Annotated in this window: 17 protein-coding genes; 10 read left to right on the top strand and 7 right to left on the bottom strand. The window is 68.0% G+C overall.

Annotated features, from left to right (window positions below):
• The first annotated feature begins 1 nt into the window (after position 1).
• From livM to AC0IXR_RS11995, 5 genes are all read left to right on the top strand, one after another.
• Positions 2 to 1,354, top strand: a complete 1,353-nt coding sequence (gene livM / locus AC0IXR_RS12015) for a high-affinity branched-chain amino acid ABC transporter permease LivM (protein ID WP_405030622.1) — start codon at positions 2 to 4, stop codon at positions 1,352 to 1,354.
• The gene (locus AC0IXR_RS12010; RefSeq protein WP_405030621.1) at positions 1,351 to 2,271 is read left to right on the top strand and encodes an ABC transporter ATP-binding protein; all 921 of its coding nucleotides are present in this window, start codon (positions 1,351 to 1,353) and stop codon (positions 2,269 to 2,271) included. The genes livM and AC0IXR_RS12010 overlap by 4 nt, the downstream gene beginning before the upstream one ends.
• Positions 2,268 to 3,038 carry an ABC transporter ATP-binding protein gene (locus tag AC0IXR_RS12005; protein WP_056429401.1) on the top strand — a complete coding sequence of 257 codons (771 nt, stop codon included), beginning with the start codon at positions 2,268 to 2,270 and terminating at the stop codon, positions 3,036 to 3,038. The genes AC0IXR_RS12010 and AC0IXR_RS12005 overlap by 4 nt, the downstream gene beginning before the upstream one ends.
• 190 nt (positions 3,039 to 3,228) lie before the next feature.
• Positions 3,229 to 3,585, top strand: coding sequence for a DUF6867 family protein (locus tag AC0IXR_RS12000; protein ID WP_056429399.1), 357 nt, complete (start codon positions 3,229 to 3,231; stop codon positions 3,583 to 3,585).
• A gap of 70 nt (positions 3,586 to 3,655) precedes the next feature.
• Positions 3,656 to 4,783, top strand: coding sequence for a branched-chain amino acid ABC transporter substrate-binding protein (locus tag AC0IXR_RS11995; protein WP_419952809.1), 1,128 nt, complete (start codon positions 3,656 to 3,658; stop codon positions 4,781 to 4,783).
• Positions 4,784 to 4,841: 58 nt separating this feature from the next.
• Here AC0IXR_RS11995 and thrS read toward each other — a convergent pair whose 3' ends face one another.
• Positions 4,842 to 6,869, bottom strand: a complete 2,028-nt coding sequence (gene thrS / locus AC0IXR_RS11990) for a threonine--tRNA ligase (protein ID WP_461226846.1) — start codon at positions 6,867 to 6,869, stop codon at positions 4,842 to 4,844.
• Positions 6,870 to 7,225: 356 nt separating this feature from the next.
• On the opposite strand from thrS, the gene AC0IXR_RS11985 reads away from it, so the two are divergent.
• Complete coding sequence (locus AC0IXR_RS11985) at positions 7,226 to 8,587, top strand: 2-hydroxycarboxylate transporter family protein (RefSeq protein ID WP_471760856.1); 1,362 nt, start codon at positions 7,226 to 7,228, stop codon at positions 8,585 to 8,587.
• Here the strand turns inward: AC0IXR_RS11985 and AC0IXR_RS11980 are convergent.
• Together AC0IXR_RS11980 and AC0IXR_RS11975 are read right to left on the bottom strand one after the other, a co-directional pair.
• Positions 8,574 to 9,044 carry an OsmC family protein gene (locus tag AC0IXR_RS11980; protein ID WP_471760855.1) on the bottom strand — a complete coding sequence of 157 codons (471 nt, stop codon included), beginning with the start codon at positions 9,042 to 9,044 and terminating at the stop codon, positions 8,574 to 8,576. The two genes, AC0IXR_RS11985 and AC0IXR_RS11980, sit on opposite strands and share 14 nt — an antisense overlap.
• Positions 9,045 to 9,075: 31 nt before the next feature.
• On the bottom strand, positions 9,076 to 9,423 hold the full coding sequence (locus AC0IXR_RS11975) for an antibiotic biosynthesis monooxygenase family protein (protein WP_311275514.1): 348 nt from the start codon (positions 9,421 to 9,423) through the stop codon (positions 9,076 to 9,078).
• A gap of 192 nt (positions 9,424 to 9,615) precedes the next feature.
• Here AC0IXR_RS11975 and AC0IXR_RS11970 point away from each other — a divergent pair, with 192 nt between their 5' ends.
• Positions 9,616 to 10,293, top strand: coding sequence for an ArsR/SmtB family transcription factor (locus AC0IXR_RS11970; protein ID WP_471760854.1), 678 nt, complete (start codon positions 9,616 to 9,618; stop codon positions 10,291 to 10,293).
• Here AC0IXR_RS11970 and yidD read toward each other — a convergent pair.
• Positions 10,267 to 10,623, bottom strand: coding sequence for a membrane protein insertion efficiency factor YidD (gene yidD, locus AC0IXR_RS11965; protein WP_056429386.1), 357 nt, complete (start codon positions 10,621 to 10,623; stop codon positions 10,267 to 10,269). The genes AC0IXR_RS11970 and yidD overlap by 27 nt on opposite strands.
• 4 nt (positions 10,624 to 10,627) lie before the next feature.
• Positions 10,628 to 11,089, bottom strand: coding sequence for an iron-sulfur cluster assembly scaffold protein (locus AC0IXR_RS11960; protein WP_056429385.1), 462 nt, complete (start codon positions 11,087 to 11,089; stop codon positions 10,628 to 10,630).
• Between the two features lie 230 nt (positions 11,090 to 11,319).
• Here AC0IXR_RS11960 and folE point away from each other — a divergent pair, with 230 nt between their 5' ends.
• The 3 genes from folE to AC0IXR_RS11945 are packed head-to-tail and all read left to right on the top strand — an operon-like array spanning position 11,320 to position 13,666.
• The gene (gene folE, locus AC0IXR_RS11955) at positions 11,320 to 12,147 is read left to right on the top strand and encodes a GTP cyclohydrolase I FolE (protein WP_056429383.1); all 828 of its coding nucleotides are present in this window, start codon (positions 11,320 to 11,322) and stop codon (positions 12,145 to 12,147) included.
• Positions 12,148 to 12,164: 17 nt separating this feature from the next.
• On the top strand, positions 12,165 to 12,605 hold the full coding sequence (hisI, locus tag AC0IXR_RS11950) for a phosphoribosyl-AMP cyclohydrolase (RefSeq protein ID WP_419952817.1): 441 nt from the start codon (positions 12,165 to 12,167) through the stop codon (positions 12,603 to 12,605).
• The gene (locus AC0IXR_RS11945) at positions 12,602 to 13,666 is read left to right on the top strand and encodes a patatin-like phospholipase family protein (RefSeq protein WP_471760853.1); all 1,065 of its coding nucleotides are present in this window, start codon (positions 12,602 to 12,604) and stop codon (positions 13,664 to 13,666) included. The genes hisI and AC0IXR_RS11945 overlap by 4 nt, the downstream gene beginning before the upstream one ends.
• A 47-nt stretch (positions 13,667 to 13,713) precedes the next feature.
• On the opposite strand, the gene AC0IXR_RS11940 is transcribed toward AC0IXR_RS11945, so the two are convergent.
• Positions 13,714 to 14,145: a CBS domain-containing protein gene (locus tag AC0IXR_RS11940; protein ID WP_311275510.1), complete on the bottom strand. Its 432-nt coding sequence runs from the start codon at positions 14,143 to 14,145 to the stop codon at positions 13,714 to 13,716.
• A gap of 127 nt (positions 14,146 to 14,272) precedes the next feature.
• Positions 14,273 to 15,097: a rhomboid family intramembrane serine protease gene (locus AC0IXR_RS11935; protein ID WP_461224141.1), complete on the bottom strand. Its 825-nt coding sequence runs from the start codon at positions 15,095 to 15,097 to the stop codon at positions 14,273 to 14,275.
• Positions 15,098 to 15,193: the final 96 nt, after the last annotated feature.

The following is a 15,193-nucleotide window of genomic DNA, read 5'->3' as shown; positions in this document are numbered from 1 at the left end:
CGTGGCAACCGGTTCGACCACCCCCATCGCCGCGACCGCCCGCGCCGAGGCGTCTCCCCTGCCCGGCCTGATCAAGGATGCGGGGCTGTTCGCCCTGGTGACGCTGGGCCTGTGCGTGCCCATCGTCAGCTACCGCACCGATCTCGGCCAAGGCATCGGCCTCGTCATCACCACCCGCTGGGGCACCGTGCTCGCCCTCTGCGCCGCCATCTTCGTGCTGCGCCTCGTGCAGCAACTCTACCTCACCGGGCGGGCGCGGCGGCGGGCCGCCCGTGCGCCGGTGGTGGAAGGGGCGAGCCGCCTCGCCGCGATCCTCGCGCCGATCACCCTCGTGATCGCCCTCACCCTGCCGCTCCTCGCCACCCTCCTCACAGGGTCCCTCGGCGAGGGCCGCTACTGGATCGATCTCGGCATCCTGATCCTGACCTATGTCATGCTCGGATGGGGGCTCAACATCGTGGTCGGCCTCGCGGGCCTCCTCGACCTCGGCTACGTCGCCTTCTACGCGGTGGGGGCCTATTCCTACGCCCTGCTATCCACCGTGTTCGGCCTGTCCTTCTGGATCTGCCTGCCCCTGGCCGGCCTGTTCGCCGCCGCCTTCGGTGTGCTGCTGGGCTTTCCCGTCCTCAGGCTACGGGGCGATTACCTCGCCATCGTGACCCTGGCCTTCGGCGAGATCATCCGCCTCGTCCTCATCAACTGGACAGACTTCTCGGGGGGCGCGGCCGGCATTTCCTCGATCCCGCGCGTCAGCTTCTTCGGCCTGCCCTTCACGGCGGGAGAGAACGGCTTCGCCGCCACGTTCGGGCTCAGCTTCAACGCCATGCACAGGCTGGTCTTCCTGTATTACCTGATCCTGGTCCTGGCGCTCGTCACCAACCTCGTGACCCTGCGCATGCGGCGCCTGCCCCTCGGGCGGGCCTGGGAGGCGCTGCGCGAGGACGAGATCGCCTGCCGCTCGCTCGGCATCGACACCACCATCACCAAGCTCACCGCCTTCGCCCTCGGGGCGATGTTCGCGGGCTTCGCCGGATCGTTCTTCGCCGTGCGGCAGGCCTTCGTCTCGCCGGAGAGCTTCAACTTCCTGGAGAGCGCCATCATCCTGGCCATCGTCGTGCTCGGCGGTATGGGCAGCCAGATCGGCGTCGCCATCGCCGCCATCGTCATGATCGGCGGCCCCGAACTTCTGCGCAATCTCGGCTTCCTCAAGGCCGTGTTCGGCGAGGGGTTCGACCCCAACGAGTACCGCCTGCTGCTGTTCGGCCTCGCCATGGTGGCGATGATGGTGTTCCGCCCGCGCGGTCTCATCTCCGAGCGAACACCCTCCGTCACCATCGCGGAGCGCGGCCGATGACCCTCGCCACAGGCATCAACCGGCTCGCGACGTTGCAGGACGAGCCCCCCGCCGCCATTCCCGGCGGCCCCGCCGATCCGGTGCTGATCGTCGACCACCTGACCATGCGGTTCGGCGGCCTCACCGCCGTCAACGACCTCTCGTTCAAGGTCGGGCGCGGCGACATCACGGCCCTGATCGGCCCCAACGGCGCGGGCAAGACCACGGTCTTCAACTGCATCACGGGCTTCTACAAGCCGAGCGAGGGCATGATCCGCCTGGTGCAGAAGGGCGGCGAGACCTACCTTCTCGAGCGCCTGCCCGGCCATGACGTGAACCGGCTCGCCCGCGTCGCCCGCACCTTCCAGAACATCCGCCTGTTCCCGCGCATGACCGTGCTGGAGAACCTGCTGGTGGCCATGCACAAGCCGCTGATGCGCGCCTCGGGCTTCTCGATCCTCGGCATCCTCGGCCTGCCGGCCTATCGCAGCGCCGAGAAGGCGGGAATCGAGAAGGCCGCCGCCTGGCTCGACCGGATCGGCCTCACGGCGCGGGCCGACGATGCCGCCGGCGACCTGCCCTACGGCGATCAGCGCCGGCTCGAGATCGCCAGGGCCATGTGCACCGATCCGGTGCTGCTCTGCCTCGACGAGCCCGCCGCCGGCCTCAACCCGCGCGAATCCTCGGAGCTCAACACCCTGCTGCGACTGATCCGGGACGAGTACGACACCTCCGTCCTCCTCATCGAACACGACATGTCGGTGGTGATGCAGATCTCCGACCGGATCGTCGTGCTCGATTACGGCATCAAGATCGCCGACGGCACGCCCGACGACATCCGCACGGATACCCGCGTCATCGCCGCCTATCTGGGCGTCGACGACGAGGAAGTGGCGGCGGTGGAGGCCGAGGTCGGCCTGACGGGAACGCAAGCATGAGTGTCGCCGGCATCAACGTCCTCGTGGAGGAGACCCGCGCGCTTCAGGCGCCGCTCCTCGATGTGCGTGGCGTCTCTGCCTATTACGGCAGCATCCAGGCCCTGAAAGGCGTCGATCTGCACGTCAAAGAGGGCGAGATCGTCGCCCTGATCGGCGCCAACGGGGCCGGCAAGTCGACCCTGATGATGACGATTTTCGGCCAGCCGCAGGCACGGACCGGCAGCATCACCTATGCGGGCCGCGACATCACCCGCATGGCGACCCACGAGATCGCGCGCCTCAACATCGCCCAGTCGCCGGAGGGGCGGCGCATCTTCTCCCGCATGAGCGTGCGCGAGAACCTGCAGATGGGCGCGGCCCTGCATGGCGGGCGCTACTTCGCCGAGGATTTGGAGCGCATGTGCGTCCTGTTCCCGCGCCTGAAGGAGCGGCTCGACCAGCGCGGCGGCACCATGTCCGGCGGCGAACAGCAGATGCTCGCCATCGCCCGCGCCCTGATGAGCCGCCCGCGCCTGCTCATGCTCGACGAGCCGTCGCTCGGCCTCGCCCCGCTCATCGTCAAGCAGATCTTCTCGGCCGTGCGCGACCTCAACGAGCGCGAGGGTCTCACCGTCTTCATCGTCGAGCAGAACGCCTATCACGCCCTCAAGCTGGCCCATCGCGGCTACGTCATGGTGACGGGCGCGGTGACGATGAGCGGCACGGGCCGCGAGCTCCTCGACAACCCGCAGGTGAAGGCCGCCTATCTCGAAGGGGGCCAGCATTGAGCGGGTCGGCGATGACGCCCTCACCCTCTCCCCCCTGCGGGAGAGGGTGCCTGCGGAGCAGGCGGGAGAGGGGGCGCCCTCTCCGGAGCCGGCGCTCTCCTCTCCCGACCCGCTTCGCGGGCCACCCTCCCCCGCTGAGGGGGGAGGGAAAGCGCGTCACGCTTCGGATGGCATTGCCAGGCAAGACATCATGACCGAGACCCTGTCCCTCGACACGCCCAATCTCGGCATCTTCCTCCTCGTCACGCTGGCGATGGGCGGGGGCGCGGCCTGGATGGCGGGCAGCAGCTTCGCCCGGGGATGGCGTCCGTTCTGGCAGTGCGTGCTGGCGGGGCTCGCCATCGCGGCGGTCTCGCGCTTCCTGCATTATGCCCTGTTCTCGGGCACGCTGCTCTCGCCGGCCGGCTACGCCCTCGACGCGGTGGTGATCCTCGCCATCGGCGCGCTCGGCTACCGGGTCACCCGCACCCGGCAGATGACCACCCAGTATCGCTGGCTCTACGAGCGCACCGGCCCCCTGACCTGGCGGGACCGGCAAGGGGCGTGAATCAGCACCATCTTCATGCAACCATGCGCCATGCGGAGACGGTTCGATCCGCCGCGCTGATCGAGGGGAAATGACCATGAAAACACTGATGGCGATGAGCGTGGCGCTGGGCGCGCTGATGCTGGCGGGCACCGCGCAGGCCGAGATCAAGATCGGCGTCATCGCGCCGATCACGGGGCCGAGCGCCGCGTTCGGCGCGCAGATCCGGAACGGCGCGGTTCAGGCGGTCGAGGACATCAACAAGGCCGGCGGCGTCAACGGCGAGAAACTCGTCGTCTCGGTCGGTGACGACGCCTCCGACCCGAAGCAGGGCGTGTCGGTCGCCAACAAGTTCGCCGGCGAGGGCGTGAAGATGGTGGTCGGCGACTTCAATTCCAGCGTCTCGATTCCTGTCTCCGAAGCGCTGATCGAGGCCGGCATCATCCAGATCACCCCCGCCTCCACGGCGATCAAGTTCACCGAACGCGGCAACTGGAACACGTTTCGCACCTGTGGCCGTGACGACCAGCAGGGCGCGGTCGCGGCGGCGTATCTCGCCGACAAGTTCAAGGGCAAGAAGATCGCCTTCATCCACGACAAGAGCACCTACGGTAAGGGACTGGCCGAAGAGACGTTGAAAGCACTGAAGGCCAAGGGAGGGTCCGCTGCGATCTCCGAGAGCCTCACGCCCGGCGAGAAGGATTTTTCCGCCCTCGTCTCGAAGCTCAAACAGGCCAATGTCGATGTGATCTACTTCGGCGGCTACTACACCGAGGCCGGGCTGCTGATCCGCCAGATGCGCGACCAGGGTCTCCAGGCTCCCCTCATGGGTGGGGATGCCCTCGCCGACCGTGAGTTCGCGCAGGTCGGCGGCCCCGGCTCCGAAGGCACCTTCATGACCTTCTCGCCCGACGCCCGCAAGAACCCCAAGGCCAAGGCCACCATCGATTCCTTCAAGGCGATCAAGTTCGAGCCGGAAGGCTACACGCTCTATTCCTACGCCGCCGTTCAGATCCTGAAACAGGCGATGGAGGCGACGAAATCGACGGATGGGCAGAAGCTCGCCGCACATCTGCACCAGGGCAAGCCGTTCGACACCGTGATCGGCGACATCTCCTACGACAAGAAGGGCGACATCACCCGGCCCGACTACGTCATGTACATGTGGAAGAAGGGCGCCGACGGCTCCATCAACTACGCCGGCAACGAGGTCCCGTAGGACGACGCTTACCCCTCTCCCCGCCGGGCGGGGAGAGGGAATGCTTACCGAGACCGGATCACGGCGTCGGGCTTTCCCCGTGCTGGCCGTCGAGCGCGACTTCGGCGCTCGGCACGCTTTCGTCCACGGCCTGCGCCCGGCGGATATCCGGTGAGGTCGCTTCCGCGAGGAGGTCGGCGAGAGCCGTGTCGAGGGCGGCGGTGCGGGTCTGCTGGCTGCCCAGCCGGCGGATCGAGACGGTGCGCTCCTCGCCTTCCTTGCGGCCGACCACGAGCATGACCGGCACCTTGGCCAGTGAATGCTCGCGGACCTTGTAGTTGATCTTCTCGTTGCGCAGGTCCGACTCGACCCGGAGCCCGGCGCGGTTCAGCGCCGCCACGACCTCGCGGGCGTAACCGTCCGCCTCCTGGGTGATCGTCGCCACCACCACCTGAACCGGCGCGAGCCAGAGTGGGAAATGGCCGGCGAAATGCTCGATCAGGATGCCGGTGAAACGCTCCAGCGAGCCGCAGATCGCCCGGTGCACCATGACCGGTGCCTTCTTCTGGCTGTCGCCATCGACGTAGAACGCCCCGAAGCGCTCCGGCAGGTTGAAATCCACCTGGGTCGTGCCGCATTGCCAGTCGCGGCCGATGGCGTCGCGGAGCACGTATTCGAATTTCGGCCCGTAGAAGGCGCCCTCGCCCGGGTTGATCTCGGTCTTGATCCGGCCGCCCGACTGCTCCTCGATCTGCGCCAGGACGCGGGTCATCACCTCCTCGGCATGGTCCCAGAGGGCGTCCGAACCGACCCGCTTCTCGGGCCGCGTCGAGAGCTTCACCACGATGTCGCCGAAGCCGAAATCGCTATAGGTCGACAGGATCAGGTCGTTGATCTTGAGGCATTCGTCGGCGAGCTGGTCCTCGGTACAGAAGACGTGGGCGTCGTCCTGGGTGAAGCCGCGCACGCGCATCAGCCCGTGCATGGCGCCCGACGCCTCGTAGCGGTGGACGATGCCGAACTCGGCCATGCGCAGGGGCAGGTCGCGGTAGGATTTCAGGCCGTGCTTGAAGATCATCACATGGCCGGGGCAGTTCATGGGTTTCAACGCGAACCAGCGCTTGTCCTCGGCCTCGTCGCCGGCGCTTTGCGCGGCGAACATGTTCTCGCGGTACCAGTCCCAGTGGCCCGAAGTCTCCCAGAGCGACTTGTCGAGGATCTGCGGCGCGTTCACCTCGGCGTAATCGCCCTTCAGGCGCCGGCGCATATAGGCGATGAGCTCCTGGAAGATGGTCCAGCCCTTGGCGTGCCAGAACACGACGCCCGGCCCCTCCTCCTGGAAGTGGAACAAGTCCATCTCGCGGCCGAGGCGGCGATGGTCGCGGCGCTCGGCCTCCTCCAGCCGGTGGAGATAGGCGTCGAGGTCTTCCTTCGTGGCCCAGGCGGTGCCGTAGATGCGGGTCAGCATCGGGTTGTTTGAATCGCCGCGCCAATAGGCGCCCGCCACCTTCATCAGCTTGAAGGCGGTGCCGACCTTGCCCGTCGAGGTCATGTGCGGGCCGCGGCACAGATCGAACCACTCGCCCTGGCGGTAGATGTTCAGGTCTTCGCCGGGCGGGATCGCGTCGACGAGCTCGACCTTGTATTTCTCGGCTTTCGACTCGAACAGCGCCCGCACGTCGTCGCGCTTCCACACCTCCTTGGTGAAGGGGGCGTCGCGCGCGATGAGCTCGCGCATCTTCGCCTCGATCTTGGGGAAGTCCTCTGGCGTGAACGGCTGGTCGCGGGCGAAGTCGTAGTAGAACCCGTTCTCGATCACCGGGCCGATGGTGACCTGGGTCTCCGGCCACAGGGATTGCACGGCCTCCGCCAGGACGTGGGCGCAATCGTGCCGGATCAGTTCGAGGCTGCGCGGGTCGGCGCGGTCGAGGAATTCGATGCGCACATCCGCATCGATCAGGTCGTCGAGATCGCGGACCCGCCCGTCGAGGGCCATCGCCACGGTGCGCTTGGCGAGGCTCTTGGCGATGCCCTCCACGACGGTACGGCCGGTCACCGCGGCGTCGTAGCTGCGGGTATTGCCGTCGGGGAATGTCAGAATGGGCATCGCGAACGAGTCTCCGGGGGCTCACTCCTGCGAACGAGGCAGGTAAGCGGTTTTGGGTTTGAGGTGGCGCGCGGCGTCAGCGCGTGCGGCGCGGTTTAGACCGTTTCGCAGGAGGAAGAAATCCGCGCAGGGCATCGGCCGGCCTTTTACGGGCTCTCGCGGACGTGAACGCACTTCCGAGACGATCCGGATCGGTTGATACGAGCTGCGATTGACAAGCTTCCGGCCCGATCCGCCCATGCACGCACCAGGGAGCCGCGGCGGGCCGGTGGCGGGTCACACTCGTGCCGGTACGCCGTAGAAGCTCCGATCAATCAGGCCGGCCCGACAGGCGACCGGCCGACGGGAGAGTATCGATGGCGAACCCAGCTTCAGCCGCTGCCGCCGAGCCCGTCCCGGCGGCGGAGATGCCCGCGCGCCGGTTCTGGCCGGAGGGCTGGTGGCGGCTCGTCGACATCAAGATCGGCATCATTCCCCTGCCGGTCTATCTCATCCTGGCGATCCTGCTGGCGGTCCTGACCTCGGAGGGCGAGATCAAGCCCGATGCGCCGACGATGATCGCGGTGCTGGCGCTCGGCGGTTTCACCTGCGCCGAGATCGGCAAGCGGCTGCCGGTCCTGAAGAATATCGGGGCGGGCGCGATCTTCGCGACCTTCATCCCCTCGGCCCTGGTCTATTACATGCTGATCCCGACGCCGCTGGTGAAGGCGATCACGGATTTCACCAAGTTCACCAACTTCCTCTACCTGTATATCGCCACGATCATCGTCGGCAGCATCCTGGGCATGGACCGCGAGGTGCTGATCAAGGGCTTCCTCAAGATTTTCGTGCCCCTGGCGGCCGGCTCCGTGGCGGCGGCCTGCGTGGGCACGCTGGTCGGCACCCTGCTCGGCCTCGGCGCCTATCACACCTTCTTCTTCATCGTCGTGCCGATCATGGCCGGCGGCGTCGGCGAGGGGGCGATCCCGCTCTCCATCGGCTACGCCGCCATCCTCGGCCAGGGCCAGGGCGATGTGTTCGCGCAGGTTCTGCCTCCCGTCATGCTCGGCAGCCTGACGGCGATCGTGCTGGCCGGCACCCTCAATGCCGTGGGCAAGCGGATGCCGCATCTCACCGGCGAGGGCCGGCTCCAGCCGGACCGGGACAACGACGTCACCGCCGCCAAGGTCGAGGACGCGCCCGTGGATGCGGCGACGGTGGGAGCGGCCGCGCTCACCGCCGTGACGCTTTACCTCCTCGGCGTGATGATGCACCACCTCACCGGGCTCCCCGCCCCCGTGGCGATGCTGTTCCTCGCCGTGCTCGCCAAGCTCGCCAGCGCCGTCTCGCCACGCCTCCAGGCCGGCGGCTTCGTCGCCTACAAGTTCGTCCAGATCAGCATGACCTATCCGCTGCTCTTCGCCATCGGCGTGTCGATGACCCCCTGGGACAAGCTGGTGGCGGCGTTCACGCTGGCGAACCTCGTCACCATCGTCTCGACCGTGGTGACGCTGATGGGCACCGGTTTCCTGGTGGGGCGCCGCCTCGGCATGTACCCGATCGAGACCGCCATCGTGAATGCCTGCCATAGCGGCCAGGGCGGCACCGGGGACGTGGCGATCCTCACCGCCGCCAACCGCATGGCGCTGATGCCTTTCGCCCAGATCGCCACCCGCATCGGCGGCGCGCTGACGGTGACGGGGACGCTGGTGGTGATGCGCTGGGTCAGCGGGGGCTGAGGGGAGCGGCCACGACGACCTCCGTCCTCACCGAATTCGCGATGAAGCATTCCTCATGCGCGGCCTCGTGGAGCGCCGCGAGTTGGTCGGCATCCGGCGTGGCGCCGGCCCAGTCGATCTCCGGGCGGAGCGTGACCCGCGTCACCGCGCGACGTCCGGGTCTCGTCTCCTCCAGCACGCCCTCGGCATGGTCCCGATAGGCGGTGACGCTAAAACCCGCGAGGCGCGCGAGATGGAGGAAGGTCAGCATGTGGCAGCTCGACAGCGCCGCGACCAGCATCTCTTCAGGGTCGACGGCCTCGCGAGCGGCCCATTTCCCGACCACGTGCTCCGATGCGGTGCCGGCGAGCGTCACGCCGCCATCGAACTTGATTGTGTGCCCCCGGCCGTAGCGCCCGGCGGCGAAATCCTCCCCGGGCTTCAGGGCCCAGGTGACATCCGCGATATGGGTCGACATGGTCGGTCTCTCCGGTTGTCGACGGCGCGCATCATGCGCCGTGGGCCGCATTGCTGTCGGCCGGTGCCTCGTCCCGGTCGATCATGCCGTAGTCGCGCAGGACATGGGCGATCCGCAGACGATAATCGCGAAACACTCCGCCACGTCCTTCCGCCTGGGTCGCCCGATGATGCGGGCGTTCACGCCAGGCGCGTACCGCCGCCTCGTCCCGGAAGAACGACAGCGACAGGACTTTGTCAGGCTCGGTGAGGCTGCGGAAACGTTCCACCGACAGGAATCCGTCGATTTCGGCAAGCTCTTCCTTGAGGGAGGCGGCGAGATCGAGATAGCGGTCGGCGCGATCCGGTGCCGGCCAGACCTCGAAGATGACCGCGATCATGCCGGCTCTCCGGTCACGCGGTGCGGGGTCACCCTGTTCCAGGCGCGCATAGATGGCTCGACGGCCTCCGTCCGCGACTTCTCGCTCCCCTCTCGAAGGACACATGCGATCATGAAAGCCTCGTCTCCTGCCTTGGCCGAGGCAGGATCATAGGCGATGGCCCGCCGACGATGCTTCGGTTAAGATCGAACGATGCAGGATGGCCCCCTCATCGCCGCCGTCGCCGCGCTTCTCGGCGACCCCGCCCGCGCCAACATGCTCACGGCGCTGATGGACGGGCGCGCCCTCACGGTGAGCGAACTTTCCGCGGTGGCCGGCATCGCCCTGCCGACGGCGAGCGGGCATCTCTCCAAGCTCGAAGCGGCGGCCCTTCTCACCGTCGAGCGGCAGGGACGGCATCGGTATTATCGCTTGTCCGGGTCGGACGTCGCCGTCGTCCTGGAGCACCTGATGGGCTTGGCCCAGCGCACCGGGGCGGTCCGCACCCGAACAGGCCCGCGCGACGCGGCCCTGCGCGAGGCCCGTATCTGCTACGACCATCTGGCCGGCGAGCGCGGCGTCCTGCTCCTGCAGGGCCTCATCGCGCGGGGGTGGATCGACGAGTCGGAGACGAATCTCACCGCCTCCGGCCGTGCCGGCCTGACGAATCGGGGACTCGACGTCGCGTCGCTGGAGCGGGAACGCAGGCCCGTCTGCCGCTATTGTCTCGACTGGAGCGAACGCCGGAATCATCTCGGCGGCGCGCTCGGCGCGGCACTGTTGCACCATGTCCTCGACCGGGCTTGGGCCTCCCGCGCGGACGGCCGCGTGATCGCCTTCACGACGGACGGCGCGCGCGCCCTGTCAGCCGCCTTCGGTCCTCCCGCCTGAAACGCCTCGATCCGTCTCCTCCACCGCCTCGCACGCAAACGGCGAAGGCGGGGCATTCACCCCGCGCCAGCGCCCATACGTCCAGGGGGCATACCAGGCCGAGCGCGGAGGCAGGACGTCCGGCACGAGGTCGATCCCGTGCGTGCCGAACGGGCCGCAGCGGCAGATGCGCGAGAACCCGATCCAGCCGCCCGGCCAGATTCCGTGCCGGCGGATCGCCTCGTCGGTGTAGTCCGAACAGGACGGCCAGTGCCGGCATTGCCGGCCGATCAGGCCCGACAGGGTGAGCTGGTAGCCCCGGATCGCCCAATGGGCCGCGCGGCGGACCATGGCTCTATTCGGCGGCCTGCGTGTCGGGGGAGGCCTGGGCCTTGGCGGCGACCTGATCGAGGGCATTCACCACGGCGTCGAAGGTGAGGAGGGTCGAGGCATGACGCGCCTTGAAATCCCGCACCGGCTCCAGCACGGCGAGGTCGGCCCACTCGCCCTGCGGCGCCGGCCCGTTCTCCTTGAGCATGCGACGCACCGTGTCGCGCACCTCCCGTAACTCGTCCGCCGTGGCGCCGACCACGTGGCGGGCCATCAAAGAGGACGAGGCCTGGCCCAGGGCGCAGGCCTTCACCTCATGGGCGAAATCCGTCACCGTGCCGTCCTTCACCGAGAGATCGACGGTGACGGTGGAGCCGCAGAGCTTGGAATGGGCGGTGGCGCTGGCATCCGGCGCGTCGAGCCGGCCGAGACGCGGGATGTCGGCGGCGAGTTCGAGAATGCGGCGGTTGTAGATATCGTCGAGCATATGGGAGGTCCCGTCGGGGCGCCGACAGACAGCCGGCTTCCGATCACGATGGTCTGATCCGCATTCCCCGCATTGCGCGGCGGCGCGATAACGACGATATAGGCGCCAGCGTACCGTTTCGCGAGGAGGCGGTTCGTCGACCAGGGTCGCGCCCACGGCCAAGGAGACCTTAACGTTCGGGCGCCGGCCTGCGGTAACGCGGCTGAAAACGCGACCGAGATGGTTCGACGATGTACGCAAAACCAGATAGTTCGACGATGAACGCACGTGTCGCCCGTGCGGGAGATGCCATGGATGCCGCGCTCAAATCCCTCTCCTATCGCCTGACCGACACGGATCATCAGGGAATGGACCCGATTGCCACGGCTGCGCCGGCCACCCTGAGCGGCATGCGCAACGACAATTCCCGCCCCGTAGAGGCCCCCGTCGAGGTCGCCCCCCTGCCCGCTTCGGCCAAGCGCGTGCCCGATGCCGTTGCCACCGGCCGTCCGAGCCGGGAGGAGGCCGAGGCCGCCGTGCGCACCCTGCTGCGCTGGGCCGGCGACGACCCGAATCGCGAAGGCCTCAAGGATACGCCCGCCCGTGTGGCGAAGGCCTATGGCCAACTCTTCGGCGGCTACGAGCAGGATGCCGACGCCCTGCTCGAGCGTGTGTTCGAGGAGGTGGAGGGCTATTCCGACATCGTGCTCGTGCGCGACATCCCGTTCTACTCCCATTGCGAGCACCACATGGTGCCGTTCATGGGTCTCGCCCATATCGCCTATTACCCGACCAAGGGCGTGGTCGGCCTGTCGAAGCTCGCTCGCGTGGTCGACACCTTCGCCCGCCGCCTGCAGACGCAGGAGACCATGACGGCCCAGATCGCCGACGTGATCGAGAGCATCCTCAAGCCGCGCGGCATCGCCGTGATGGTGGAGGCCGAGCATCTCTGCATGGCCATGCGCGGCGTGCAGAAGGCCGGCGTCTCCACCCTGACCACGCAGTTTCGCGGCGTGTTCAAGGACGATGCCAACGAGCAGGTCCGGTTCCTGACCCTCGTCCGCAACAACAAGAACTGACGCGGGCATTCCACGCGATGACGGTGAGCCAAGTTACCGCCGCGCCCGGTGGGTTCTCCCCGCCCGGTTCGCGCAAGGATGTGGAGGAAGGCGCAACGCTGACCCCGCGCTTCGACGCGAACGGTCTCGTCGCCTGCATCGCCGTCGATGCCCATGACGGCCGGGTCCTGATGCTCGCCCATATGAACGCCGAATCCCTGCGGCTCACCCTCGAGACCGGCGAGGCCTGGTACTGGTCTCGCTCGCGGAGCGAGCTCTGGCACAAGGGCGCCACCAGCGGGCAGGTCCAACGCGTCGTCGAGATGCGGGTCGATTGCGACCAGGACGCGCTCCTCATCTCGGTGGAGGTCGGGGGCGATGGCGGATGTTGCCATACCGGGCGACGCTCCTGTTTCTACCGCGCCGTCTCCCTCGATCCGGTATCCGGCGAGGCCCTGCTCGGACCCGCCGGGCCGTGACCTGGGATGGGCTGTCCTTTCGCGGGGTCGCCCTCTACCGCCAGGGCATGCTGTCCACCCTGTCGCAGAAGCCGGTCTTTCCACGGGGCAGTGTCGAGCCCGTGGCCGAACCGAAGCCGTCGGGACCGCGAATCGGTCTGGCTCTGGGCGGCGGTTCCGCGCGGGGCTGGGCGCATATCGGCGTCATCGAGGTGCTGGAAGAGGCCGGCATCCACCCCGACATGGTGGCGGGCTGCTCCATCGGTGCCGTCGTGGGGGGCTGCTACGCCGCCGGCAAGCTCGATCTGCTCAAGGATTTCGCCCTGTCGCTGACGAGGCGGCGGGTCATGGGGCTCCTAGACCTGCGTTTGGGTTCGGGCCTCATCGCCGGCGAGCGGTTGAAGCGCCGCCTCGAAGGCGATCTCGGCACGCGGCGGGTGGAGAACCTGCCGATCCGCTTCGCCAGCGTCGCGACGGATCTCGGCTCGGGCGACGAGGTCTGGCTGACCTGTGGCTCCCTGGTGGAGGCGATCCGGGCCTCTTACGCCCTCCCCGGCCTGTTTCCCCCGGTGCGCCTCGACGGGCGCCTCATGATGGACGGAACGCTGGTGAATCCGGTGCCGGTCAAGCTCGCGCGCGGGCTCGGGGCCGAACTGGTGATCTGCGTGAACCTCAACGGCGATCCGCGGGCCGAGCCCGGTCTGGTGATCGGGCCTGACGGCGACGGGGCCGCCTCGCCGGCCCTGCCCCTCACCACGTCGCGCCGGGGATGGAACCTGCTGAACCGCATGCGCGGTACCGGTCGGCGCGGGCCGGCGCCACGCCCTGCCCCGCCCCGCGAGCCCGGCCCTCCCGGCATGGGGCGCGTGATGTTCGACGCGTTCAACATCACCCAGGACCGGATCTCGCGGGCGAGGCTGGAGCGGGACCCGCCGGATCTCATGCTGTCCCCGCGCCTCGCGGAGATGGGCTTGTTCGAGTTCCACCGCGCCGAAGAGGCGATCCTCCTCGGGCGGGAAGCGGCCAAGGCCGCCCTGCCGCGCATCAGGGAACTCGTCACCCTGGCGGCCGAGCGGGTCTGACCCTGACGGAGCCCCTCCGCTCCGCGTGAGGGATCCCCGACGCGGTGTCAGGCCATGGTGATGTAGTCGCGCATGGCCTGATGCTCCGCCTCCACGGCGGCGATCCGGCGCTTGACCACGTCACCGATGGAGACGAGGCCGGCGAGCCGCCCGTCCTCGACCACCGGCACGTGGCGGAAGCGCCCGTCGGTCATCAGCTGCATGACCTCCTCGACGGTATTCGACCGGGTGCAGGTGGTCACCGACGCCGTCATGTGCTGCGAGATCGGCGCATCGAACGCCCCCGCTCCCTGGCGGGACAGGGCCCGGATGATGTCCCGCTCGGACAGGATGCCGAGGACGGCACCCTCGTCATTGCTCACCACGATGGCGCCGATCCGCTTCTCGGCGAGGAGATGGATGGCGTCGTCCAGGGTCCGGTTCGGCTCCACAGTGACGACTGAGCCGCCCTTCTCGGAAAGGATGCGTGCGACGGTCATGACCATGATCTCCCATAGGCTGTTACGCGGGCCGGGTTGATCCCGGCGCATCACGGAATTGTGTGATGTCATGTCTGATGTGACAACCCACGGGACCGGCCTTCCGATGCCAAAACATGCGGAAAAATTACGCTTTTGCGCCTCCTAAGCGGTCAAACATCGGAAAGAGGAAAAATCCTGCCAGGAACCCGCCCAGATGGGCGTCCCATGCCACGGTCGAGGATTCCGCGCCCAGCGGCAGCGAGATGATCCCAAAGACGAAGTTGGTGACGAGCCAGATGCCGAGGAACATTACCGCCGTGCGATTGCGCAGAAGCTCGGGGATGGTCTGGAGCGGCGGCTGGGCAGCGTGCTGCCAGGGCTGGCTGGCATGGAAGGACGGCGGCGGCTGGAACACGAAGCGCGCGGCGGCGGCCATCAGCGCCGAGACAGCGGCCGAGGCGCCGATCAGCGGGGCCGTGCTCAACGGGTCGATCGCCACGTGGAGCACGCCTCCCGCCACCGCGCCGATGAGGCCGAGGAGGCCATAGCGCCAGGGGCCGCATCGCCGCGCCACGGGGGAGCCGAAGGCGGCGAGCCAGACCACGTTGAAAATGACATGCGTCCACGAGCCGTGCAGCAACGCATAGGTGGCGAAGGTCCAGAGGCTCGCGGACGGGTTGGCCACCACGTATTGCGCGAAGGCCGCACGGGCCTGGACCACATCCGTGTCGCCTATTGCCGAGGAGGCGGCCGACAGGATCTCCGCGGCCCGGTCCGGGTCCACCGAGGCGAGCCAACGGCCAGGGATCAGGGCCAGGTTCAGCAGAAGCGTGATGTCCCATTCGTCCGGGAGGACGAATTCCCGCAGGGCATGGAGGCCGAGCAGGAGGGCGATCGAGGCCGTCACCGCGCCGGGCATGTTGAAGACGGGGACGCGGCTTTGGCGCGGCAGATCGGGCATGGCATCCATGGCGCCACCATGTCGGCGCGGATGCCGCCGCCGCAAGCCCCCGGTCCATGCAAATTCAGGCGAGCGATGCGCGATTCCGGCGCAGTCCTCTACGAC

It is taken from the genome of Methylobacterium sp. AC832 (assembly GCF_979256025.1).
The sequence above is the reverse complement of the archived record's forward strand: the minus strand, read 5'-3'. Positions and strand labels throughout refer to the sequence as shown.